The organism is Ornithinimicrobium pekingense DSM 21552 (assembly GCF_000421185.1).
Taxonomy (GTDB): Bacteria; Actinomycetota; Actinomycetes; order Actinomycetales; family Dermatophilaceae; genus Ornithinicoccus; species Ornithinicoccus pekingensis.
The window spans coordinates 321,207-345,692 of the sequence record NZ_ATWJ01000008.1 but is presented as its reverse complement, the minus strand read 5'-3'; the positions used below and the strand labels follow the sequence as shown (position 1 = coordinate 345,692).

At 73.0% G+C, this 24,486-nt stretch carries 15 protein-coding genes; 11 read left to right on the top strand and 4 right to left on the bottom strand.

What is annotated here, in order from left to right; translation table 11 throughout:
• The first annotated feature begins 129 nt into the window (after nt 1–129).
• Genes K330_RS0106970 through K330_RS0106960 form a run of 3 tightly spaced genes read left to right on the top strand, consistent with a single transcriptional unit; the run spans nt 130 to nt 9,762 of the window.
• Nucleotides 130–7,518, top strand: coding sequence for a cell wall-binding repeat-containing protein (locus tag K330_RS0106970; protein WP_156875718.1), 7,389 nt, complete (start codon nt 130–132; stop codon nt 7,516–7,518).
• Complete coding sequence (locus tag K330_RS23885) at nt 7,502–8,134, top strand: hypothetical protein (RefSeq protein ID WP_169448509.1); 633 nt, start codon at nt 7,502–7,504, stop codon at nt 8,132–8,134. The genes K330_RS0106970 and K330_RS23885 overlap by 17 nt, the downstream gene beginning before the upstream one ends.
• A gap of 8 nt (nt 8,135–8,142) precedes the next feature.
• Entirely contained in the window at nt 8,143–9,762 is a 1,620-nt protein-coding gene (locus K330_RS0106960) for a copper resistance CopC/CopD family protein (RefSeq protein ID WP_022921120.1), read from the top strand.
• Here K330_RS0106960 and K330_RS19710 read toward each other — a convergent pair.
• Both K330_RS19710 and K330_RS0106950 read right to left on the bottom strand, forming a co-directional pair.
• The gene (locus K330_RS19710) at nt 9,667–11,646 is read right to left on the bottom strand and encodes a heavy metal translocating P-type ATPase (RefSeq protein ID WP_084617250.1); all 1,980 of its coding nucleotides are present in this window, start codon (nt 11,644–11,646) and stop codon (nt 9,667–9,669) included. The two genes, K330_RS0106960 and K330_RS19710, sit on opposite strands and share 96 nt — an antisense overlap.
• Nucleotides 11,647–11,674: 28 nt before the next feature.
• Nucleotides 11,675–11,914 carry a heavy-metal-associated domain-containing protein gene (locus K330_RS0106950; protein WP_022921118.1) on the bottom strand — a complete coding sequence of 80 codons (240 nt, stop codon included), beginning with the start codon at nt 11,912–11,914 and terminating at the stop codon, nt 11,675–11,677.
• 343 nt (nt 11,915–12,257) lie between these two features.
• On the opposite strand from K330_RS0106950, the gene K330_RS24505 reads away from it, so the two are divergent.
• Together K330_RS24505 and K330_RS19700 are read left to right on the top strand one after the other, a co-directional pair.
• Nucleotides 12,258–13,112 (top strand): LysM peptidoglycan-binding domain-containing protein, encoded by an 855-nt coding sequence (locus K330_RS24505; RefSeq protein ID WP_022921117.1) that lies wholly within the window; start codon nt 12,258–12,260, stop codon nt 13,110–13,112.
• 116 nt (nt 13,113–13,228) lie between these two features.
• Nucleotides 13,229–13,744, top strand: a complete 516-nt coding sequence (locus tag K330_RS19700) for a cupin domain-containing protein (protein WP_022921116.1) — start codon at nt 13,229–13,231, stop codon at nt 13,742–13,744.
• Between the two features lie 10 nt (nt 13,745–13,754).
• Here the strand turns inward: K330_RS19700 and K330_RS24500 are convergent, their stop codons facing one another.
• Complete coding sequence (locus K330_RS24500) at nt 13,755–15,512, bottom strand: NAD-binding protein (protein WP_022921115.1); 1,758 nt, start codon at nt 15,510–15,512, stop codon at nt 13,755–13,757.
• 21 nt (nt 15,513–15,533) lie between these two features.
• Complete coding sequence (locus K330_RS0106930; RefSeq protein ID WP_022921114.1) at nt 15,534–15,920, bottom strand: DUF6394 family protein; 387 nt, start codon at nt 15,918–15,920, stop codon at nt 15,534–15,536.
• Nucleotides 15,921–15,973: 53 nt separating this feature from the next.
• On the opposite strand from K330_RS0106930, the gene K330_RS19695 reads away from it, so the two are divergent.
• The 6 genes from K330_RS19695 to K330_RS19690 all read left to right on the top strand — a co-directional run bounded on the left by K330_RS19695 (nt 15,974) and on the right by K330_RS19690 (nt 24,465).
• Nucleotides 15,974–16,741, top strand: coding sequence for a SprT-like domain-containing protein (locus K330_RS19695; RefSeq protein WP_022921113.1), 768 nt, complete (start codon nt 15,974–15,976; stop codon nt 16,739–16,741).
• Entirely contained in the window at nt 16,738–18,903 is a 2,166-nt protein-coding gene (locus tag K330_RS0106920; RefSeq protein WP_022921112.1) for an alpha-galactosidase, read from the top strand. The genes K330_RS19695 and K330_RS0106920 overlap by 4 nt, the downstream gene beginning before the upstream one ends.
• Before the next feature lie 126 nt (nt 18,904–19,029).
• Nucleotides 19,030–20,406 (top strand): ABC transporter substrate-binding protein, encoded by a 1,377-nt coding sequence (locus K330_RS0106915; protein ID WP_051145501.1) that lies wholly within the window; start codon nt 19,030–19,032, stop codon nt 20,404–20,406.
• On the top strand, nt 20,403–21,602 hold the full coding sequence (locus K330_RS0106910; protein WP_022921110.1) for a carbohydrate ABC transporter permease: 1,200 nt from the start codon (nt 20,403–20,405) through the stop codon (nt 21,600–21,602). Before K330_RS0106915 ends, K330_RS0106910 begins: the two co-directional genes overlap by 4 nt.
• Entirely contained in the window at nt 21,599–22,507 is a 909-nt protein-coding gene (locus K330_RS0106905; protein ID WP_022921109.1) for a carbohydrate ABC transporter permease, read from the top strand. The genes K330_RS0106910 and K330_RS0106905 overlap by 4 nt, the downstream gene beginning before the upstream one ends.
• Complete coding sequence (locus K330_RS19690; protein WP_022921108.1) at nt 22,504–24,465, top strand: alpha-amylase family protein; 1,962 nt, start codon at nt 22,504–22,506, stop codon at nt 24,463–24,465. The genes K330_RS0106905 and K330_RS19690 overlap by 4 nt, the downstream gene beginning before the upstream one ends.
• The last annotated feature ends 21 nt before the right edge of the window (nt 24,466–24,486 follow it).

The following is a 24,486-nucleotide window of genomic DNA, read 5'->3' as shown; positions in this document are numbered from 1 at the left end:
GAAAGGCGGGAAAGAAGGTAAAGAAGTGGTAAAGAGAAATGCCGCAGGCCCTTCCCCCCCGAGCCTCTTTGGCGCTAGCGTGACTGGCCAGGTCAGCAATGACCATTCTTGGCTGCAGGGGAGTGCACCATGAACGCAGGGGTATTCGGCGTGCCCGGAACCGGACGGTTCGGGCCGGGCGCGGTGGGAATGGCGGCGGTCGCCTGCGCGGGGGCGGCAGGGACCGCCTGGCTCGCGCTGGCCATGGACCCGCTCGCCGCGGCGGCACCGGGAGCGGTGGGGGCACGCGCCGTCGGGTTGGTGCCGGCCGTGCTGCTGGGGCTGCTCGCCCTCCGGGCGCTGCGGCCCTGGCTGGGCCGCCGGCTGCCCGGTGCGGCCGTGCTCAGGGGGGCGCTGCAGGTCGTGGCCGTCACGGTCGTCGTCGTCGCGGCGACGATCGTGCTGTCCGTCGTCGCCGGGGCGCTGCGCACCGGAGCCCACGAGCACGGCGGTGGCGCGGGGCATCCGGCCATGGCGGAGATGGGCCTGCTCCAGCACGCCGTGCACGAGGGCGCGGTCGTGGCGCCGTCCGCCCTGGTCGTGATGTCCGGGCTCGCGCTGCTGGCCGCTGCCCTCTCCACCGTGGCCGGGACGGTCCGGAGGGCAGGGCGGGCCGGTGCGGCCGTCGTGCGGCGCCGCGCGGTGGCCGTGACCGCGGGCACGGCCACGATGGCCAGCGGGCTCCTCGTGGCGCTGCCCGCGCTGCCCAGCTCGGCGGCCCCCGTGCCCGCCACCCCCGCGTGCACCGCGCAGAGCGCCGTCCGGTCCTACGACGTCGCCGCGGTCAACGTCTTCATCCCCTACAGCCGCTGGGACAACGACCGGGGGGAGCCGGCGATCGACCCGGTCACCGGCACACCGCACCTGACCGACGGTGACCCCGACGGCATGATCTTCGCGCTCGAGCAGGACGTCGCGGCCCTGCAGCACTGGCACGTGCCGCTCGCCGACGACCCGGCCGCCGACCCCGCCGGCAACCGGCGGCTGCGCCCCCGCCCGCTCGTGCTGCGCGCCAACGCCGGGGACTGCGTGGAGATCACCCTCCGCAACGGACTCGACCCGGCGCAGACGCCCGCCTGGCTGCCGCAGGTGGACCCGCACGTCTCGCTCCAGGCCTTCGGTGTCTCCTACAACCCGCAGGCCTCCGAGGGCAGCAGCACCGGCCGCAACGCGGACAGCACCGTGGCGCCGGGGGAGTCGCACACCTACTACTGGGTCGCGCCGCAGTCCGAGGGCCTCTACCTGTTCCGTGACATGGGGATGCCCGTCGGGGCCGACGGTGACGGTGGCGCGGCGGAGCACGGCCTCTACGGCGGGCTCGCCGTGCAGCCGGCCGGTGCCCGGTGGTACGACCCCGTCAGCGGCGCCGAGCTGTCCTCGAGCGTGCCCGACGCCCAGTACGCCTCGGTCGCGACGCAGAACGGTGACCTCTACGTCGACGCGGTGATCACGGTCCCCTACGGCGGTGCGACGCTGCGCTACCGCGAGAGCGTGCTGGTCAGCCAGGACGTGGTCCCCTTCCTCCGCCCGCCCGACGAGACACCCGGCGAGGAGCTCTTCGAACGCTTCAGCATCAACTACGGCTCCGAGCCCGAGTACAAGCGTGCCGACTGGAACAAGACCGGTGAGGTCTGGTGCGAGGAGTGCACCTCGGAGGAGACGGTGCTCTCCTCCTGGGTCTACGGCGACCCCGGGGCGGTCAAGCTCGCCTCGGGCAGCGGCCCCTGGCTGCCGACCGAGCCCGACTGGGGCGGCGTCGACCCGCTCACCTCCCCGGGGGGACTCCCCGCGGGCAACATCGAGGACTGCGGTCTGACCCTGACCGTCGACAGCACGACGCCGCTGTCCTGCTACGTCGCCAACGTCACGCGTGCCTACCAGGGCGACCCGATCAAGTTGCGCTTCGGTCAGGCGGGCGTCTACGAGACCCACGTCTTCCACCTGCACGCCCACACCTGGCCCGCTGAGCCGGACGAGACGGGACCCGCCCAGAGCATCCCTCCGCGCCCGACGCCGTACGCGCAGTCCCGGGCGACGACGATCGACTCCCAGACGTACTCGCCGTGGACCGCCTTCACCGCCGAGCTCAACTACGGCGCGGGGGGCCGGGCCGGCACCGTGGGCGACTCGATCTACCACTGCCACCTCTACACGCACTTCTCCTGGGGTTTCTGGTCCCTCATGCGGGTGCACGACACCTACGAGGACGGGAGCACGGCCCTGCCGGACGGCATCCGGGTCAACCCCTGGCTCGCTCTGCGGGAGGTCGCGCCCGACCAGGCGGCGCACGACCGGGTGCCACCGGTGAAGAACGCACCGACCCTGGAGAACCCGGGGTATCCCCGGTTCATCCCGGGGGAGTTCGGCTCCCGGGCCCCGCAGCCGCCGCTGGGGGTCTGGCAGCGTGAGTTCGACGCGGACGGCACCGTGGTCCTCGACGAGCAGGGGAACCCGGTCGACGCGCCGGTCATGCGCAGCGTCGGGACGACGCCCCTGGACCCGGCGCTGCTGGAGGCGACCCAGGAGGTGACCGTCGTCGACGCGGCGCAGGACCTCGCCCTGTCCTTCGGCGGGACGACCACCGAGCCGGTCCCGCCCGACGCCACCGCCGCGCAGGTGGAGTCTGCCCTCGAGGCGCTCGAGGGGGTGCAGGCCGTCACCGTGACCGGCGAGGCCGGCGGCCCCTGGTCGGTGCAGCTCGGCCTGTGGACCTCCACGCCCGACCTGACCGTCGGCGGCACCAACGTCACCGTCACCCCGGCCGAGGGCTTCGACCCGGCCGACCCGGCCGTGGCGCGGACGGCGCACCGGCTGGCCCTGGAGCAGCAGGTGACCCGCGCCTACCACGACCCGGACTACGTCTTCGGCCAGGAGCTCGACCCCGACAACCAGCCGCTGCCCGGCGCGCCGGTGGTCGACCCGTGCGTGCCGGGGGCCCGGGAGGTGACCTACCGGGCCTCGGTGATCCAGCTGCCGCTGACCTACGTCGAGGGCGACCAGGCCAACCCCCAGGGCTGGCGCGACGTGCAGGGCCGGATCATCGTCGCGGACGAGGACGTCGACGCCGTCCTCGCAGGACAGATCGAGCCCGCGCCCTACTTCTTCCGGGTCAACGCCGGGGACTGCATCAACTTCGAGCTGACCAACCGCACCCCCAACTGGATCGGTGACGACGCCTACCAGCAGCTGGTCATGACCAACATGGTCGGTGCGCACATCCACCTGGTGAACTTCGACGTCCTCGCCTCGGACGGCTCCTCCAACGGCTGGAACTACCAGCAGGCCGCCTTCACCCAGGAGCAGGCCGAGCACACCCGCAGCGTGCTGGCGGGCGAGGTCACCTGCGTCGAGGGCCAGGCGTGCCTGCCAACCGCCCCGGTCGACCGCGACCCCGTGGCGGAGGCCGCGGACGCCCGGGGGAGCTGGCTGTCGGACGGGCAGACGATCAAGGAGCGGTGGTACGCCGACTACGAGCTGCGCACCGCCTTCATGCACGACCACCACTTCGCCGGCACGCTGCAGAACCGCGGACTGTTCTCCGCGCTCGTGGTCGAGGGGGAGGGCTACGACAGCCGCGACCCCGTCACCGGGGAGTTCTACCAGCCGGTGAACACCCCCGGTCGCGGCGTGCCCGTCTGCGAGGACGCCTGCGTCGGCACCGCGCACGGCAGCGCCATGGACCTGATCGGCCCGGCCGGCCAGGACGACTTCCGGGAGTATGGCGTCGCCGTCGCCGACTTCGTGCCGGTCTTCCAGCGCTCCTCGACGCACGCCGACATCCTCGACCGCCGCAACGGCGTGGCTCCGCCCGTGGCCCCGCTCCCCGCGGCGCAGGGCGACCAGGGCGGGATGGGCATCAACTACCGCAGCGCACCGATGAGGCTGCGCCAGTTCGCCGGTGCCGGCGTCGGTCCGGTCACCGACCCGCAGGCCCCGGCCCCCACCCGTGAGGAGCTGCAGGCCGCCGGCTGGGTCGACCCCGCCTACACCTTCAGCTCGCGGGTCTGGGGCGACCCGGACACACCGGTGCTCATGGCCAACCGCGGCGACAACGTGCGCTTCCGGCTGATCCAGGGCTCGCACGAGGAGATGCACAACTTCTCGGTCCACGGGGTGCGGTGGCGCCGGGACGCGCTCGACCCCGCCTCGCCCTACGTCAACGTGCGGCACATCGGTGTCTCCGAGGCGTTCAACATCGACGACGTGGGTGTGGACTGCGGGCTGGCGGGCACGGTGGTGTGCCCGACACCGCCGCTGGGCAGCCAGCCGCGGGTGGCCGACTTCATGTACGGCGGCACCGGGCTGGAGGACCTGTGGTTCGGCGCCTGGGGCGTGATGCGCGTCTTCGACCAGACGACCGGCAACCCGCTGCTGCCCCTGCCGGACAACCAGCCCGCGCTGGTCACCGGCTACCCCCTCCCGGCGCCGGACCCGGACGCGGTGATCCCGCGAGCCCAGCAGCCGCTGCCGGCCACCTGCCCCACGGGCGCCCCCCAAAAGGTCTTCGAGGTCTCCGCCATCGACGCGGACATCCGCTACAACCGGTACGGCGACCACGACCCCTACGGCCTGGCCTACGTCCTGCGGGAGGACGTCGCCGCGGTCCGCGCGGGCGAGAAGGAGCTGGAGCCGCTGGTCATGCGCGTCAACGAGGGCGACTGCGTGATCGTCCGGCTGACCAACGAGGTGGACTGGGAGCACTTCGAGCAGCACGGCATGCGCGGCACCCTCGACGGCGACTCGCCCATCGCGCTGGAGCCGGAGTTCCCGGTGCCGCCGGACGACGAGGACGAGGACGGCCCGCAGTTCGAGCCCGGTGTGCCCTGGTTCGCCGGGAACCGGGTGTCGATGCACCCCTCCCTCGTGCGCTACGACGTGCGCACCAGCGACGGCACCACCGTGGGCTACAACCTGGACCAGACGGCCGGGCCGGGCGACACGGTCCAGTACGTCTGGTACGCCGACGAGGTCGTCTACCAGGACCCGGCCAGCGAGCCCGAGCTGACGGACGGGGAGCTGGGTGCGGTGCCACTGACGGCGTTCGGGGACGTCCGCGGGCACCGTCACCACGGCCTGCTCGCGGCGCTGGTCGTCGGGCCGCGCGACGCCCGCTACCGCGACCCCTTCACCGGGGCCTGGGTCAGCAGCGGCGCCCAGGTCGACGTGCTGCCGGGCACCGAGGGTGCGGACTACCGCGACGCGGTCCTGCTGCACCACAACGGCCTCAACCTGCGCGACGCCGACGGCGACGTCCTCTTCGACCCGATCCCCGACGACTGGCCGGACGGCGGCGAGCGGGCCATCAGCTACCGCAACGCCCCGCTGCACCACCGCCTCGGCCTGGACCACCCGATCAGCGACCGCACCGTGGAGCCCCCGGCCGACCCGCGCGGAGCGCCCCTGGACGTGGCCGGCTTCGGCGAGCGGCTGGCCAACGCCTTCAGCAGCACCTACCCGGTCGACGGCCTGCCGATGGGCGACCCGGACACCCCGATGGTCCACGCCTACCAGGGCGACCCGCTGCGGGTGCACCTGGTCCAGGCCGCCGACCGCGCACGGACCGTCGCCTACTCCCTCGGCGGGCACAGCTGGCTGGAGCACCCCTTCGACGCCGGGTCGGTGCGCCAGGGCGTGACCGGCTCCATGGCCACCGGCAGCGCCGCCACCCTCCACGTCGAGGCGGCGGGCGGCCTGCTGCAGGCGATCGGCGACTACCGCTACGGGGTGACGAACGGCACCATGGGCCTGTCGTCGGGCAGCTGGGGGATCGCCCGGGTCTACCAGCAGCCGGCGCCCGGCACCGAGCGCTTCCCGGTGCCGCTGGAGCGCTGCCGCAACCCCTACCTCGGGTGCAACCCCCTGCGGGTCATCAACGAGGCGCTCACCCCCGAGCCGGGTATGCCGGTGCTGCAGCTCACGGCCGACCCGACGGTCGTCGGGTCCCTCCCCGGCGAGGTCGAGGTGACCGCGCGCCTGACCGTCGACGGACGACCGCTCAGCGGCGGCTACGACGTGCAGTTCTCCGTCGGCGAGCCCAACGTCCTGGACGAGACGGTGCGCACCGGCACCGACGGCACGGCGGTGGTGACGGTGCCGGTCACGGCATACCCGGCCCCGGGCGTCCTCGAGGTCACCGCGACCACCACGGTCACCGTCACCACGGACGGGGAGTCGGTGGTCCGGCCCCTGGCCGCCGGCGTGCAGGTGCTCGTGCTCGACCCCGCTGACGCCACCGGGCCGACGGTCACCGGCGTGGTGCCGGCGGACGGCGCCCAGGACGTGCTCCGCGACGAGCCGGTCGTGCTCACCTTCTCCGAGCGCGTCGACCCGGCCACGCTGTCCGACGGGGTCCGCCTGGTGGACACCGTGACCGCCACCGCGGTGCCGGTCTCGGTCACCGAGGACTCCACCCAGGACGTCACGGTCTCGACGGTCACCGTGACCCCGGAGAGCCGGCTGGCGGCCAACCGCACCTACCGGGTCGAGGTCGGCACCGACGTCACGGACCTGCGGGGCAACGCCGTGGCGCCGGCCTTCAGCAGCACCCTGACGACGGCCGGTGTGCTGGTCGACCGGGTCAACGGGCCCGACCGCTACGCCACCGCGGCGGCCGTCAGCGCCTCGCTGTTCGAGCCCGGCGTGGACACGGTCTTCCTGGCCAGCGGCGACGCCTTCCCCGACGCGCTCGCGGGCGGTCCGGCCGCGGCAGGCGCGGGTGGCCCGCTGCTGCTGACGCGCCCGGGCAGCCTGCCGGACGCGACGCTCGCCGAGATCGAGCGGCTCGACCCGCTGAACATCGTCATCCTCGGCGGGCCGGGAGCGGTCAGCAGCGGGGTCCTGGAGACCCTGACCGCCCTCGTGCCGGCATCGGGCACGGTGACCCGCGTGGCGGGCACCGACCGCTTCGCCACCGCCGCGCAGATCAGCCGGACGTTCTTCGACCCGGGCGTGGGGACGGTGCTCGTCGCCAGCGGCGGCAACTTCCCCGACGCGCTGGCGGGCAGCGCACCGGCGGCCCGCGACGGCTCGCCGATGCTGCTGACCCGCACGGCCAGCCTCCCGCCGGTGGCGGCCGAGGAGCTCGCCCGCCTGGCGCCGGAACGCGTGGTGGTCCTGGGCGGCCCGGGCGCGGTGTCGGAGGAGACCCTGGCGCAGATCCAGGCGGTGACGGGTGTCGTCCCCGAGCGCGTCGCGGGCACGAACCGCTTCGAGACCGCGGCCGCCGTCAGCGCGGAGTTCTACGCCGCCCGCACCGACCGCGCCTATCTCGCGACCGGCGCCAACTTCCCGGACGCGCTGGCCGCCGGGCCGGTCGCCGGCCTGGAGGGGGCACCGATCCTGCTGACGCAGACCGCCACCCTGCCGTTGTCGACCCGTGACGAGCTGGTGCGGCTCGACCCGGTCCGGGTCCGGCTGCTCGGCGGGTCCAACGCGGTCGGTCCCGTGGTCGAGGAGGCGGTGCATGACCTCCTCAACTGACAGCACGACGCGACAGCCCGCGCGTGCTCCGGCGGCGCCCGTGACGCCGGCTCGCGCCACCCCCGCCCCGCGGCGGGGGCTGGCGTGGGCGGGGGTGGTGCTGGGGGTGCTCGTCCTGGCCCTGCTCACCCTCTGGGGGCAGACGGCCGGGCAGGGCAGGGCGCTCGTCGACACCGAGGTGGCCCACGACGGGGGTCGCTTCGTCGTGACCCAGGCCTGGACCACACCGGACCCGATGATGCTCATGCACCCCGACGACGCCGACAGCTTCGCGGCGCTGGGCATGCAGATGCCGGCGATGTCGGCGATGATGTCCGACGCCGTCCCCGAGGGGTCCAAGCGGGTCGCGGTCGAGCTCGTGGTCACCGCCGGGGAGTCCGGGATGTCCTTCCCGGCGGGAGCGACGTCGCTGACCGCGGACGGGGTGACCTATCCCCCCTACCTGGCGCTGCTGGGCGACGAGAGCCTGCTCCCGGGTGCCATGATCAACGGCGTGGTCATCTTCGAGGTCCCGAGCAGCACGGGCGCCGCACAGTTCCGCCTCGGCACGGAGGGCCGCCCGGTCCACGTCGACGTGGGTGGCGGCCCGGGCGGCGGCGGGCACGAGGGCCACTGAGGGCCGACGTGGTCCTGACGCGCCTGGGTGCCAGGCTCACGCTCCTGCTCGCCCTTCTGCTGCTGCCCCTGGCCGTCCTCGCGGGACCCGCCCAGGCGCACGCCTCGCTCGTCTCCTCCGACCCGGTCGCCGACGCCCTCTACGACGTGGGCCCGGAGGCGGTGACGCTGCGCTTCAGCGAACCGGTGGGGGTCGACCTCGGCGGGGTGCGGGTCTTCGGCCCCGACGGGCAGCGTGTCGACGGCGGCACGCAGAGCCGTGAGGGCGGGACCGTCGTCACCGCCGGCATCGGCGCCGCGAGCGGCGCGACAGGGACCTTCACCGTCGCCTGGACGGTCGTGTCCGCCGACTCGCACGTGCTCTCGGGCACCTTCGTCTACCACGTCGGCGCGCGCAGCGGGGCCGTGGAGGTGGCGGGCACCGACCCGGCGGCCCTGACCACGACCCGGTGGCTGGCCCGGTGGGCGCTGCTCGCGGGCACGACGGTGCTCGGCGGTCTCGTGGTGCTGCGCGCGGCCGCCCCGTGGGCGGGACTGGGCTCGTCCCGCGCGGCGCGGCTGGCCCGCGCTGCCGCCGTCGCGCTCCTGGTCGGAGCCTGCGCCAAGCTGCTCGTCCACGTCGCCGACGCCTCGGCCCGCCCGGTCCTGGAGGTGCTGCCGCTGCTCGGCGACGCCGTGCTCGGCACGCGCGCGGGCCTGCTGGACGGGGTGCGGGTACTCGCCGGGGTCCTCGCCCTCGTCGCCGCCCTGGCGTGGCGGAGCAGGTATGCCGTTCCCCTGGCGGGCGCGGCGGTGCTCACGGCCATGGTCGCGCTGGGCCTGTCCGGTCACCCGTGGACCTCGGCCGTGCCGGCGGTCGCGGTCGTGACCGACGTCGTCCACCACGCCGCCGCGGCCGTGTGGATCGGTGGGGTGGCCGCGCTCGCCCTGGTGCTCGCGCCGCAGGAGGGTGGGGCCGAGGACGGCGTGGCGCGGGCGGTGCGCCGGTTCTCCGCGCTGGCGCTGGCGGCGGTGGTCACCGTGACCGTCAGCGGTGCGGTCTCCGCCCTGCTGCAGAGCGGGATGGCCCCCGGGACGCTGCTGTCGACGCGCTACGGCGCGACGCTGCTGGTCAAGCTGGTCCTCGTCGCCGGGGTGGTGCTGCTGGGATGGTGGCAGCGGTCCCGCCTGCTCGCCACCGTCGCCTCGTCCGGGCAGCTGTTCCGCACCGCCCGGGGCGAGCTCGCCGTCGCCGCGCTCGTCCTGGGCACGACGGCGCTGCTCGTGGACACGGTGCCGGCCCGGGAGTCGCTGCAGCCGCAGCCCTTCGAGGTGAGCGCCACCGACGAGGGCGGCACGGTCTCGGTGCTGGTCACGCCGAGCCGCAGCGGCGACAACGCCATCCACCTGACCTTCTTCGACCGGGTCGGGTCACCGCGAAGCGTCGACGTGGCCTCGGCCACGGTCGTCCGGGGCGACCTGCCCCCGCGCCCGGTGGAGCTGGAGCCGCTGGCGGGGAGCCACTGGGTGGCCCCCGCCGTCAGCCTTCCCTCGTCAGGCACGTGGACGCTGCAGGTCGACACGCTCGGCCGGTCGCAGCAGACCAGCTTCAGCGTCGACATCGACGTGGCCGACCCGCCCGCCGGCTGACCGTCGCAGCAGCCGCATGGCGTTGACGATGACGACGAGCACCGAGAGCTCGTGGACGAGCATCCCCACCGCCATGGTCACGCCGCCGAGCAGCACGCCGACCATCAGCAGGCCCACCGTGAGCAGCGCCACGACGATGTTCTGACGCATGGTGCGCACGGTGCGCCGGGCGAGGGAGACCGCCTCGGGCAGCCGGAGCAGGTCGTCGGTCATCAGGGCGATGTCCGCGGTCTCGACCGCGACGGCCGTGCCGGCCGCCCCCATCGCGACCCCGATGTCGGCGGTGGCGAGCGCGGGGGCGTCGTTGACGCCGTCACCGACCATGGCCACGGTGTGCCCCCGCCGCTGCAGGTCGGCGACCGCCTCGAGCTTGTCCTCGGGCAGCAGACCGGCGCGGACCTCGTCGACCCCGACCTGCGCCGCCACCGCCCTGGCGACCGGCTCCACGTCGCCGGTGAGCATGACGACGGTGCGCACGCCCGCTGCGTGGAGGCGCCGGACCATCTCGGCCGCGTCGCGGCGGACACGGTCGGCGACGGCGACCACACCGAGGACCTGACCGTCGCGGGCGACCACCATCGGCGTCCGGCCCGCGGCCGCCAGCCGGTCGACGACCTCGGCCGCCCGGGAGCGGTCGCGCGCGCCGCTCACGAGGCCGGCGCGGTCCCGCTCCTGCGCCAGGAGCGCCAGGCTGCCGACGGCGACGCGCTGCCCGTCGAGGGTGGCGACGACTCCCTTGCCGGGGACCGGCTCGGTGTGCTCGGGCAGGCCGGGAACCGCCAGGCCGGCCGCCGCCGCGGTCCTCAGGAGCGGACGCGCGAGCGGGTGCTCCGACCCGGCCTCCGCCCGGGCGGCGAGGCGCAGGAGGTCGTCGTGCGTCATACCGGGGGCGAGCGGGACGACGTCGGTCACCTGCGGCCGGCCCTCGGTGAGCGTGCCGGTCTTGTCCAGCGCGACCGCGTCGATGCGGGCCGAGGTCTCGAGGAACTCCCCGCCCTTGATCAGGATGCCGTCCTTGGCGCCGCGGCCGATCCCGGCGACGACCGAGACGGGGATGGAGATGACCAGGGCCCCGGGGCAGGCGATGACCAGCAGCGTCAGCGCCAGCACGACGTCCCGGGCGAGCAGCCCCAGGACGACGGCGAGGCCGATGATCGCTGGGGTGTACCAGGCGGAGAAGCGGTCCATGAACGCCTGGGTCCGCGCCCGTGCGTCCTGCGCCTCCTCGACGCGGTGGATGATCCGCGCCAGCGTGGTGTCGGCCCCGACACCGGTGGCGACCACCTGGAGGAACCCGCCGGTGGAGACCGTGCCGGCGTAGACCCGGTCGCCCTCGGTCTTCTCGACCGGGATGGACTCCCCGGTGATGGACGCCTCGTCGAGCGCGCCGCTGCCACCGGCCACCAGGCCGTCCACGGGGACCTTCGCACCGCTCTTGACCAGCACGGTCTCCCCGGTCAGAACCGTCGCCGCCGGCACCTCGACCTGGTGGCCGTCGCGCAGGACGACGGCGACGGCGGGGGCGACCGCGACCAGCTCGGCCAGCGCCGAGCGTGTCCGGCTCAGCGTCGCCGCCTCGAGGGCGTGGCCGACCGCGAAGAGGAAGGTCACCGCGGCGGCCTCCCAGTGCTCGCCGATGACGACGGCTCCTCCCGCCGCGACGGACACGAGCAGGTCGATGCCGACCACCCTCGCCGACAGGGCCCGCACGGCCGAGAGCACGACCGGTGTCCCGGCGACCACGGCCGCGGCGATCATGAGCGCGTCGCCCCAGCCCGGCTGTCCGCCGAGCCGGTCGATGACCAGCGAGGTCAGGATCAGCAGCCCGGAGACCCCCGGGACGGCCCACCGACGGTGGACGGACAACGCCTGGACGGAATGCACGTTCGTTCCTCCTCTCGGTCGGCAAGTCTCAGAACGCGGCGGGCCGGGCGGTGTAGCCGGCCCTCGCGACGGCCGCGACGAGGTCCTCGACGCTCACCACGGAGGAGTCGTGCACGACCTCGACGCGGGCGGAGGCAAAGTGCACCCTGACGGACACCACGCCGGCCAGCCGGCGGACCTGCTTCTCGATCTTGGCGACGCAGGAGGGGCAGGAGAACCCCTCGGCGCGCAGGACGGTCGTCGTGGTGGTGCTGGCGGTGGTGCTCATGGCAGGTCCTTTCGGTCCTCGGACATCCCCGTGGGGGGCTGATGTCTGCACGCTAGGCAGAACCGCGGCGCGGTTCCTTGACGCACGTCAAGCCCGGCGGGAGGGCGGTCAGCGACCGCAGCGCCAGATGTGATGCAGATCACGGACGGCTGCTCGAAGAGCAGTTCAGCGGCTTATCACGAAACGATCACGACGTATTCTGGGAATTCTGTGGAAGTCTCGATTTGCCAGGCCCCGTGGACCACCCGCAGTGTGGACAGGTCGACGTGAGACCCGGAGTCACCCTCTGACCCGTCCTGTCGAACCCTGTCCCTGTCGTCCCCGTCCGTGAGGTCACGTTTTCATGAAGCACCGTGCCATCAGCCCGCGCCGTCTGTCCGCGGTGGCCGCCGCCACCGGTCTGGCCACCCTGGCGGGCGTCTCCGTCTCCTCCTCCGCCCAGGCCGCCAGCGGCGCCACCTGGGACGCCGTCGCCCAGTGCGAGTCCGGCGGCAACTGGAGCATCAACACCGGCAACGGCTACTACGGTGGCCTGCAGTTCGCCCAGAGCACCTGGGAGGGCTTCGGCGGCACCGCCTACGCGCCCCGCGCCGACCTGGCCACCCGTGAGCAGCAGATCGCGATCGCCGAGAAGACCCTCGCCGTGCAGGGCCCGGGCGCCTGGCCCGTGTGCTCGGTCCGCGCCGGTCTGACCGCCGGCGGCCCGGCCCCCGAGGCCCCCGCCCCGGCGCAGGAGAGCGCGCCGGCCCCCGCCGAGCAGGCTCCCGTGCAGGAGCAGGCCCCGGCGCAGCAGGCTCCCGTGCAGGAGCAGGCCCCGGCCCAGCAGGCGCCGGCCCAGCAGGCGCCGGCCCAGCAGGCGCCGGCCGCCCCGCAGGAGCAGGCCCCGGCCGACCTGGTCGAGCACCTCATCGAGCGTGGCGAGACCACCTCGAGCATCGCCCAGCGCTACGGCTCCACCGTGCAGGAGCTCGTCGGCATCAACGACCTGATCAACGGCGGCGCGCTGATCTACGCCGGCCAGGTCATGCTGGTCCCGGCCGACGGCGCGGCCGCCACCGGCACCGTGACGATCGAGCGTGGCGACACCCTCGCCGAGCTCGCCCGCGAGCACGGCACCACCGTGGAGTCGCTGGTCGAGCTCAACGGCCTGGCGGACGCCGACCTCATCATCGAGGGCGAGTCGCTGACCATCGGCTGACCCCCTCCGCCCCGTGACGTCCCGCGGAGCCGCCGACCCCGATCGGCGGCTCCGCGGGACGACGCACGTCCGGACGCCGGCAGGCACGCCGCGCGCGATCGCCATACCCTGGGCAGATGGGCCTCTTCGACCGCATCAAGGGCGCCGCCCGCCGCAAGGACGAGGACGACGCCGAGGAGGCGCGCGAGCCTCGGGTCCGCGTGCTGCCGGACACCGGTGACACCCCGTCGGAGGAGCTGCCGCTCAAGCCGGAGTCCCGCCGGCTGCGGGAGGAGGAGCGTGCCCGCATCGACTCCCTGCTGGCGGCCCTGGAGGCCGAGGGGGTCGACGTCGACGACCTCGAGTCCGTCGGGGCCGGCCTGGACCGCGCGCTCGCGCGCTGGGTGAGCAGCGGCGGCAGCGACCACGACGAGATCGTGGCGCGCTACGCCGTGGCCGTGGGGGAGCACCTGCACCGGCACACCGACCTGGCCTGGGAGGTGGCCACCGACGTCTTCGGCACCGACCTGGCCGTCGTGGCGGGGGACTTCGTCGTGGTGCCGGCCAACCTGGTCGCCGTGCGCTGGATGCGCCGCGAGACGGGCTGGGTGCCCCAGGTCGTGGGGCACCTGGTCACCCTGCGCAACCGCTGACCGCGACCGGTCAGCCGCGCTGCGCCGGCCGGGCGCTGCGCCGCCCGCGCCACTGCTGCAGCTGGCGGACGACCCAGGAGGTGGCGACCTCCTGACCGGTCACCACGTACTCCACCATCGAGTCGTGGAAGAGCGTCTCCTGCGCGACCTGCAGGTCCTGGTCCCGCCCGAGCAGCAGGAGCACGTCCCCGGGCTCCAGGGCCATCTCACGCTCGGGCGTGAAGATGCGGCGTCCCTCCCGCACCAGCACCGCCGGGTATGCCGCGAGCAGGGTCTCCCGGTCGTCCGGGTCGCGCAGCAGGTCGCCGACCGTCATCTCCCGGGTGCGCATCCACCGCAGGGCCGCCGGTGCGTGCGTCTGGTCGAGGTCGAGCCGGATGCTCACCGGCGCCTCGTCGCCCACCGCGGCGACGATCTCGTCCATGACCTGGGCGTCCCACTCGTCGTCCTCGTGCAGCACGTGGTCGATGAAGCTCCAGTAGTTGGGCGAGGTGATCCGGGCCACCGCCTCGCGGGCCAGCAGCTCGGTGGGCACGAAGACCGAGTCGGCGTCGAAGGCGCGCAGCGGGGCGGCGTTGACCGCGGAGTTCTGCCGGATCGCGATGAACAGGTCGTCGTTCTCGATCCGGGCGTGCGCCGCCATCGCCATGTTGACGATGTCGGACTCGGCGCCGGCGATGAAGCCGACGGCGTCGGTGACGTCCGGGCGGCCGTCGGCAGGGTCGACGAGCACCACGTCCAGGCCCGCGCTCTCCAGGTCACGGGTCACCTCGAAGCCGAAGGTGCCGTCGGCGCACACGACCCAGTGGCCGTCCGTGAGGTGCTCCAGCTTGTGCGGCAGCTCGGTGCCGCGCGGGCTCATCAGCCACGACGCGAGCCGGAAGCCGGCGGGTCGGCGCAGCGCCATGACGAGGTAGGCGCCGTAGCGGTCGAAGGGGTTGATGACGACGTCCGCGGCGAAGTCGTGCATCTGCTGGGCCTGTTCGCGCTCGCTGGAGCGGGCGATGACCATGAGCTCGGGGCGCAGCAGGTTGACGTTCATGACCACCGACAGGTTGGTCTCGTCGCTGCTCGTCAGGGCGAGCACCGCCTCGCACTGGTCGTGGCCCAGCCCGGCGAGGCCGAGCATCCGCGGGTCGCGACCGCTGGCCGCGAACCCCGGCACGTCGGTGCTGTAGCCGTCGAGCGCGAGCCGCTGGACCCGCTCGGGGTCGTTGTCGAGGACCACGAAGGCCCGTCCCTGGTCGTCGAGGGCGCGGCAGACGGCCTCACCGGCCTGGCCGTAGCCCACGACCAGCACGAACGGCTCGCGCATCCCGCGGACCTTGCGGCTGAAGCGCTGCAGCTGGATGGAGCGGCGGAAGGTCACCTCCTGGGCGAGGGCCAGCAGGGAGGCGATGCTGTAGGACCAGGCGATGACGCTGGCGTAGATCGTCAGCGTCACCCAGACCCGCTGCATGTAGGAGAACTCGTGCGGGACCTCGCCGTAGCCGATTGTCAGCCCGGTGTAGCTGATGACGTAGAAGGCGTCGAAGACGGTGAGGGGCTCGGGGTTCTCCTCGGTGCCGGGCATGACCGACAGCCCGAAGGTCATGACCGCGAAGACCCCGACGACCACGACCAGCGGCATCCGCATCCGACGCAGCACGAGGAAGACCGCGTCGGTGGCGGGGGGCTCGCGGGGCACCTCCACCCGGACGCGCCTCAACGAGTCAGGGCGGGTGCGCGCCTGCTTGCCCCGGGGGAGCAGCTGCAGGAGGTTGACCATGGTCGGGAGGCGCCGGGGCGCTCAGCGGCGCCGGAAGGAGACGGTCTCGACCACCAGCAGGATGACCGAGACGATGTTGGCCAGCAGCGCGCCGGCCGCGATCGAGACCACGCTGGCCATGTGCTGGCCCGTCAGGCCGCCGGAGTCGACGTGCGAGCCCCAGATCCACACCAGCGCGGCGATGATCAGCTGGATGCTGGCCACCAGGCTTGTCGCCAGGTGCACGGCGCCGATCTGGGTGCGGTCGCCGAACTTCAGGATCGTGGCGATGATGTTGACCGCGACCGCCGCGTAGAGCTCGTAGACGTTGTGCAGCGCGGGGTTGTCGATCTCGCCGATGACGTAGCCGAAGTTCAGCGTCGCCGCCAGGAGCACGAAGAATCCGAAGACGACCTTCTCTAGGTTCACACGCCGACCATAACGCCGGGGAACTGTCGCACGGTGCTCCTACCATCGTCGGTGTGGACCTGGCACTGGCTGCGCGGACGGCGCGAGCGCTGATGGACGAGCACGGCCTGCACGACTGGACCTTCGACTTCGACCGGGCCCGCGTGCGCGCCGGGGCCTGCCACTTCAGCGACCGCCGCATCACCCTCAGCCGGGCGCTGGCGGCCGCGCAGGAGGAGGCGGAGGTGCGCGAGACGGTGCTGCACGAGGTCGCGCACGCGCTCGTCGGGCCCCGGCACGGCCACGACCGGGTATGGCGTGCCCGCGCCCGCGCCATCGGCGCCACCGGCGAGCGGTGCTACACCGCCGAGGAGCCGGTCGTGGCGGGCCGGTGGCAGGGCAGGTGCGTCGCCGGCCACGTCGTCCACCGCCACCGTCGGCCGGCGCGGCTGCTGCTGTGCGCCCGCTGCCGCGCGGTGCCCGACCCCGACCGCGTCCTGCAGTGGACCCACGACGGGCGGGCGGTCAGCCACGACGAGCTGGGGCGCGAGGTCGCGCTGGCCCTGGAGCAGCTGCGCGGCCTCGCCGCGCGCCCGGGGTCGCCGCCCGTCGGGCACCGCGGGCAGGGGGTCCTGCCGCCCGGTGCGCTGCTGCGGATCACGGCGCCCGGTCGGTTCCACGGCGTCACCGGGCGTGTCGTGCGGCGTGGCCGCTCCCGCTACCTGGTGCAGGTGGTCGGCCAGCGGCTCTACGTGCCGTTCGCGCTGGCCGAGCCGGTCGGTGGCCGCGCCGGGTCGACCGCTGGACAGCACCCCCTCGGGCCCGCTGGGATGGGCCGGTGACGACGGAGACGGTCCAGCACCTGCACCTTCGCGCCGGCGGCGTGTCGCTGGTGCTCGAGATGCCTGGACGCCGGCTCCCGGTCGTGCGGCACTGGGGTGCCGACCTGGGGCCGCTGGAGGAGGAGGACCTCGCCGCGCTCGCCACCGCCGGGCGGGTCCCCGTCGGTGACAGTCCTTTCGACGTCGCCGACTCGGTGAGCGTGCTGCCCGAGCACGCCCTGGCCTGGACCGGGCGTCCCGGCCTCGAGGGGTCGCGCGGCGGACGTGACTGGTCCCCCGCCTTGCGCACGACGACCAGGCCCGAGGTCGAGACCACGGCGGACGGCACCCAGCGGGTGGTCGTCCGCGCCACGGACGAGGCGGCACACCTCGAGGTGCAGCTGGAGGTCGAGCTGCACGCGCAGGGCCTGCTGCGGCTGCGCTCGACGGTGACCAACACCGGGGCCGACCCCTACGTCGTGGGGGCCGTGCGGCACACGGTGCCGGTGCCCGAGCAGGCGACCGAGCTGCTCGACTTCACCGGTCGGCACACCTACGAGCGCATCCCCCAGCGTCAACCGTTCCCTGCGGGGGTGCACAGCCGGGAGGTGCGCACGGGCCGCACCGGTCTGGACGCCTACCACCTCCTGTGCGCCGGTGAGCCGGGCTTCGGCTTCCGGCACGGCGCGGTGTGGGCGGTCCATCTCGGCTGGAGCGGCAACCAGCAGGTCTACGCCGAGCGGCTCCACAACGGTGCCCGCCTGCTGGGCGGTGGCGAGGCGCTGGAGCACGGCGAGCTGCAGCTGGGAGCCGGGGAGTCGTGCACCACCCCGTGGCTCTACGCCGCCTACGGCGTCGGGCTGGACGAGGTGACGGCGCGCTTCCACGCCTGGTCGCGCTCGCGGCCGCACGCCCCGGCACGACCCCGGCCGGTGACCCTCAACACCTGGGAGGCCGTCTACTTCGACCAGTCGCTGGAGCGACTGACCGCTCTCGCCGACGCGGGGGCCGCCGTCGGGGCGGAGCGGTTCGTGCTCGACGACGGGTGGTTCGGCGGGCGCCGTGACGACACGACCTCGCTGGGCGACTGGGCCGTCTCGCCGCAGGTGTGGCCCGACGGGCTGGGGCCGCTGGTGGAGCACGTCCGGGGGCTGGGGATGGAGTTCGGCCTGTGGGTGGAGCCGGAGATGGTCAGCGCCGAGTCCGAGCTGGCCAGGGCGCATCCCGAGTGGCTGTTCAGCGCCGGTGGGCGGCGCGGGCTGGAGTCACGTCAGCAGCACGTGCTCGACCTGGCGCACCCCGGTGCCTACGCGCACGTGCGCGACCAGCTGGTGGCCCTGCTGCGCGACCACGACATCGCCTACCTGAAGTGGGACCACAACCGGTATCTCAACGACGCCGGGCACGCACCCGGTGGTGAGCCGGGCGTGCGCGCCCACACGCTGGCCGCCTACCGCCTCATGGACGAGCTGCTCCGGGCCCGCCCCGGGCTGGAGATCGAGTCGTGCGCCGGAGGCGGGGGGCGGGTCGACCTCGGGGTGATGGAGCGCTGCGTGCGGGTCTGGGCCTCGGACTGCATCGACCCGCTGGAGCGTCGCGACATCCAGCGCTGGACCTTCCTGCTGCTGCCCCCCGGCTGGGTCGGGACGCACGTGGGGGCGACGCGCTCGCACACGACAGGGCGGCGCCACGACCTCTCCTTCCGCGCCGAGACCGCGCTCTGGGGCCACATGGGTATCGAGGCCGACCTCACGGCCGCGACCCCGGAGGAGCTGGCCGAGCTGGGTGCCTGGGTCGCCTTCCACAAGGCACATCGCGCCCTCCTGCACTCCGGCACGGTCGTCACCGGCGACCACCCTGACCCGGCCGTCCAGGTCCACGGGGTCGTGGCGCCGGGCCGTGACCGGGCGCTGTACTCGGTCGCCTCCGTCGCCCGTCCGGCGACCACCGGGCCGCACCGGGTGCGGCTGCCGGGCCTGGACCCGGCTCGTCGCTACCGGGCCACGGTGCCCGAGCCGGGCGCCCCCTGGTCCGGCGGGGTGGCTGACCGGGTGCCCTGGGCCCGGGAGGGTGTGGTCCTGCCGGGCTCGGTGCTGGGCCAGGCCGGGCTGCCCATGCTGCCCCTGCTGCCGGAGCACTCCCACCTCGTGCTGGTCGAGCCGGTGCCCGACCGCCAACCGTGACCACATCGTGATCCAGTGACGTGACGCAACTCACTGCGAGTGGGTAGTGTCGAGACCGATGTGCTGGCTGATGCGCGCACCCATCCCAGCGGTCGCGACGCCGGCACCGCGAGGAAGGAGCCTCACGTGGCGAGTTCACGACTGAAGCGCGGCCTGGTGACGACGACGTCGGTCGCCGTGGCTCTCACCCTGTCCGGCTGCCTGCAGAACCCCGACGCGGGTGCCGGGGCCGGCGGGTTCGGGGCCGACACCGAGCCGGAGGAGGGTGACGGCGTCGTCACCATCATGGGTGCCTTCGGCGGCAGCGAGGAGGAGCTGTTCAACGCCTCCCTGGCGGACTTCGAGGCGGAGTCCGGGATCGACGTCCAGTACGTCTCCGACCAGGACTTCACCACCAACATCCTCATCCGTGTCGACGCCGGCGACCCGCCGGACATCGGCCTGTTCCCCCAGCCCGGTGGTGTCATGCAGATGGCGCAGGCGGGCAACATCGTGCCGATCGACCAGTTCCTCGACTACGACGCGCTCAACGCCAGCCTGGTCAACGGCTTCCTCGACTCGGCCAACTACCGCGGCCGGGTCTACGCGGCCCCGATGCGCATGGCCGTGAAGTCGATCGTCTGGTACCCCAAGAAGGCCTACGAGGAGGGCGGCTGGAACACCGAGCCGGCATCGCTCGCCGAGCTTGACGAGGTCGCCGAGCAGATCAAGTCGGACACCGACGCGGCGCCGTGGTGCATCGGCTGGGAGTCCGCGCAGGCCACCGGGTGGGTCGGGACCGACTGGGTCGAGGAGTACATGCTCCGGCTGCACGGTCCGGACGTCTACGACGACTGGGTCGCGCACCGCATCCCCTTCAACGACGAGCGCGTCGTGCAGGCGATCGAGGCCTACGGCGAGCTCGCCAACGAGGAGGGCAACGTCCTCGGCGGGGCCACCGGCATCCTGTCGACCCCCTTCGGCGAGGCGATGACCCCGGCCTTCCAGGAGGACCCCGACTGCTACCTGATGCGTCAGGGCAACTTCGCCACCGGGTTCTTCCCCGAGGACGTGCAGGCCAACCTCGACGAGGAGGTGGGGATCTATGTCTTCCCACCCGCCGAGGACGGCTACGACGGGCAGCCCATCCTGGGTGGCGGCGACCTCGCGGCGGCCTTCACGTACGACACCGACACGATCGAGGTGATGGAGTTCCTCACCTCCCCCGAGTTCGGCGGCCCGTGGGCGGAGGGCGGCGGCTGGCTCAGCCCGCACACCACCTTCGACGCCAGTCTCTACGTCGACGAGACGACCCGGCAGATCGCCGAGATGGCCTACAACGCCGACGTCTTCCGTTTCGACGCCTCCGACGTCATGCCCAAGGAGGTCGGCTCCGACTCCTTCTGGAAGGGGATGGTCGCCTTCCAGAGCGGCGAGGCCACGGCGCAGGAGGTCGCCGACGACATCGAGAACAGCTGGCCCGACACCGGCGACGCGGCGACCGAGACAGGGTCGGGGCGATGACCTCCTCCCACTCGCAACCGCCGCTGAGCGACGACACGACCGTCGTCGAGGCCGACCCCCGCGCCGACGACGCGCCGCCCGAGGCCACGGTGCCCGACGACCAGGGGCTGCAGCCGGTCAAGCTGCTCATCGGCGTCGTGGGGGTGGCGTTCACCCTCTGGGCGATGCTCAACCTGTTCCTGGCCTTCGCCTACTACCCCGAGTGGTTCTTCAACAGCAAGATCCTCATGGGGGCCCTCGGCCTGGTGGTCGGGGTCGGCGGCGCCGCGGTGCTGTTCTACTTCATCAACGTCGCGGTCGAGGCGCTGCCACGGCGGCTGGAGCACGGGTTGATCCCCTACGCCTTTCTGCTGCCGGGCTTCTCCCTCATCGGGCTGATGCTGCTCTACCCCACGCTGCAGACCATCCACTACAGCTTCGCCAACGCCGACAGCACGGCCTACGTAGGACTGCAGAACTACGTCGACCTCTTCGGCAGCGGTGCGTTCTGGTCCGCAGTGATCAACAACCTGCTGTGGATCGCGATCGTGCCGGCGCTGACGGTCGCCATCGGCGTCGTCGTGGCGGTCCTGGCGGACAAGCTCTCCGCCGGCGGTGAGAAGTGGGCCAAGAGCTTCATCTTCCTGCCGATGGCGATCAGCTTCGTCGCCGCGTCGGCCATCTGGCTGACCCAGGTCTACGCCTACCAGGCACCAGGACGTCCCCAGACGGGCATGCTCAACGCGATCCTGACCGCCTTTGGTGGCCAGCCGCAGAACTGGCTCTCGATCGACACCGGGCGTCTCAACAGCCTGCTGCTCATGGTCATCCTCGTCTGGCTTCAGACCGGTCTGGCCATGGTGCTGCTGTCCGCGGCCATCAAGGGCGTCCCTGAGGACACCATCGAGGCGGCCCGTATCGACGGGGCGACCGAGTGGCAGATCTTCTGGAAGGTCGTCATCCCGCAGATCAAGGGCACGATCATCACCGTCTTCATCACCGTGCTGATCCTGGTCATGAAGGTGTTCGACATCGTCTACGTCCTGACGAACGGACGGGCCAACACCGACGTCATCGCCAACCAGTTCTTCAACCAGCTCTTCGCCCGCGGGCAGGCCGGGCTGGCCAGCGCTCTGGTCGTGATCCTGCTGATCGCGGTGATCCCGGTCCTGATCTACCAGGTCAAGCAGTTCCGTGAGCAGGAGGCCATGCGATGAGCACGACGACGGCGAACGACCGCGACACCAGGGTGACCGCCGAGAAGATCCGTGGCAGCGGCCGGATGAAGGACGGGCGCAAGCGCAGCCCGGTCTCCATGGTCGTGATGTTCCTGCTCGCGCTGCTGTGGACGGTCCCGACCATCGGCCTGCTCGTCACCAGCCTGCGCACCCGCGACGCGGCGGCCACCTCCGGCTGGTGGGAGGCGCTGTGGGCCGGCGGGTGGACGACGGAGAACTACTCCCGGGTCTTCGAGCAGGCCGACATGGGCAACGCGTTCATCAACGGGGTCCTGGTGGCCGTCCCGGCCACCATCATCCCGATCATGTTCGCCGCGTTCGCGGCCTACGCCTTTACGTTCATGGACTTCCGGGGCAAGGACGTCCTGTTCATCTCGATCGTGGCGGTGATGGTGGTCCCGATCCAGGTGGCCTTCGCGCCGCTGCTCGACATCTTCGGCCCCCGTGGCCTGGACATCGCCGGGCAGTACCTCGCGGTCTGGGTCCTCCACACCGGGTTCGGCATGCCGCTGTGCATCTACGTGCTGCGCAACTACATGGCCTCGCTGCCGTTCAGCGTGGTCGAGTCGGCGCGCATCGACGGCTGCTCCAACTTCCAGATCTTCTGGAAGCTCATCGCCCCGATGGCCATGCCGGCGATGGCGGCCTTCGCCACCCTGCAGTTCCTGTGGGTGTGGAACGACCTGCTCATCGCCAAGCTGTTCCTGTCCAACGAGAACACGACGGTGATCGTCAAGCTCCAGCAGCTGCTGGGCACCCAGGGCCAGGGCGCGGAGCTGCTGACGGCCGGGGCGTTCATCTCCATGGTGCTGCCGATGCTGGTCTTCTTCACGCTCCAGAACCTCCTGGTGCGCGGTATGACGTCCGGCGCCGTCAAGGGGTGAGCCCCGCCCCGCAGTGGCCCGAGCCGCTCGCGCCGTCCGTGCGCGAGCGGCTCGACGCCGTGCTGGCCGAGGTGCCCGGGCACCGACGCACCACCTTCGTCCTGCGGGTGGCCCGGTGGTGGGACGACCTCGTCTCCGGCCTGGCCCCCTACCCCGACCCCGCCGCGGTGGCCGGACGCCTGCTGGAGCTGGCGGCCACGGCATACCGCGACCGTGACGACGAGCTGCACCTGCTCGACGAGCGGCGCTCCCTGGAGCCGGACTGGTTCCAGCGTCCTGAGGTCGTCGGCTACGCGGCCTACGCCGAGCGGCTGGCGCCCCAGGGCACGGGGCTGGCCGGGGTCGCCGAGCGGGTGGGGCACCTGCGCGACCTGGGCGTCCGCTACCTGCACCTCATGCCGCTCCTGCAGCCCCGCCCCGCACCCAACGACGGCGGGTACGCCGTCGCCGACTACCGGCAGGTGCGCGCCGACCTCGGCACGATGGAGGACCTGCGCGCGCTCACGCGCACCCTGCGCGGGGAGGGCATCAGCCTGTGCCTGGACCTCGTGCTCAACCACGTGGCCCGCGAGCACGCGTGGGCGCGCGCGGCACGGGCCGGTGACGAGCGCTACCGCGCCTACTTCCACGTCTACCCCGACCGCACCGTCCCCGACGAGTACGAGCGCACGCTGCCGGAGGTCTTCCCCGACTTCGCGCCAGGCAGCTTCACCTGGGACGAGGAGCTGGAGGGCTGGGTCTGGACGACGTTCAACGGCTACCAGTGGGACCTGGCGTGGGACAACCCCGACGTCTTCTGCGAGATGGCCGACGTCGTGCTCTTCCTGGCCAACCAGGGGGTCGAGGTGCTGCGGCTGGACGCGATCGCGTTCATCTGGAAGCGGATGGGCACGATCTGCCAGAACGAGCCCGAGGTCCACCAGCTCACCCAGGCGCTGCGGGCGGTGGCGCGCATCGCCGCCCCGTCCCTGATCTTCAAGGCCGAGGCGATCGTCGGCCCGAACGAGGTCGTGCACTACCTGGGGCAAGGGCGCCACCACGGGCGGGTCTCCGACCTCGCCTACCACAACAGCCTCATGGTCCAGATCTGGTCGATGCTCGCGACCCGGGACGCCCGCCTGGCCACGCACGCGCTCGGCCGCTTCCCCCAGGTGCCGACGACCACCGCCTGGATCACCTACCTGCGCTGCCACGACGACATCGGGTGGGCCATCGACGACGCCGACGCCCGGGCCGTGCAGGCCGACGGTGCGGCGCACCGCGGCTTCCTGTCCGACTACTACTCGGGCGAGTTCCCCGGCTCGCCCGCGCAGGGCCTGGTCTTCCAGCACAACCCCGCCACGGGGGACCGGAGGATCTCCGGCAGCGCGGCGAGCCTGGTCGGGCTCGGCACGGCGCTCGCCGGGGACGACCCGAGCGCGGTCGACTCCGCGGTCGCCCGGCTGCTGCTGGGCTACACGATCGTCTACGGCTACGGCGGGGTCCCGGTCCTCTGGTCCGGCGACGAGGTCGCCCAGCTCAACGACGACGCCTGGGCGGCGGTGCCCGAGCACGCCGACGACAACCGGTGGGCCCACCGCCCGCGGCTGGACTGGCAACGGGTGCTCACAGCCCGGGCCGACGCAGCCTCGGCGGAGGGGCGCGTGTATGCCGGTCTGCGGCACCTCGCGAGGGTGCGGGCCGGGCTGCCGCACCTGCACGCCAGCGTGCCCGCGGAGCTCGTCGCGACCACGGACCCCGGCGTCTTCGCGGTGCTGCGCCGCCACCCGGTCGGCCCGCTGCTGGAGCTCTACAACGTGACCGAGCAGCCCCGGGAGGTCCCGGCCTGGTGGGTGCGCGAGCTCGGGCTGTCGGCGGACTCGGCGGTGGACGCCCTCAACGGCTACCCGCCCAACCTCACCGAGGACGGCGCGATCTGGCTCTCGACCTACCAGCCCGTCTGGCTCGTGCGTCCCTGAGCCGGCAGGGCCCTGGCCTAG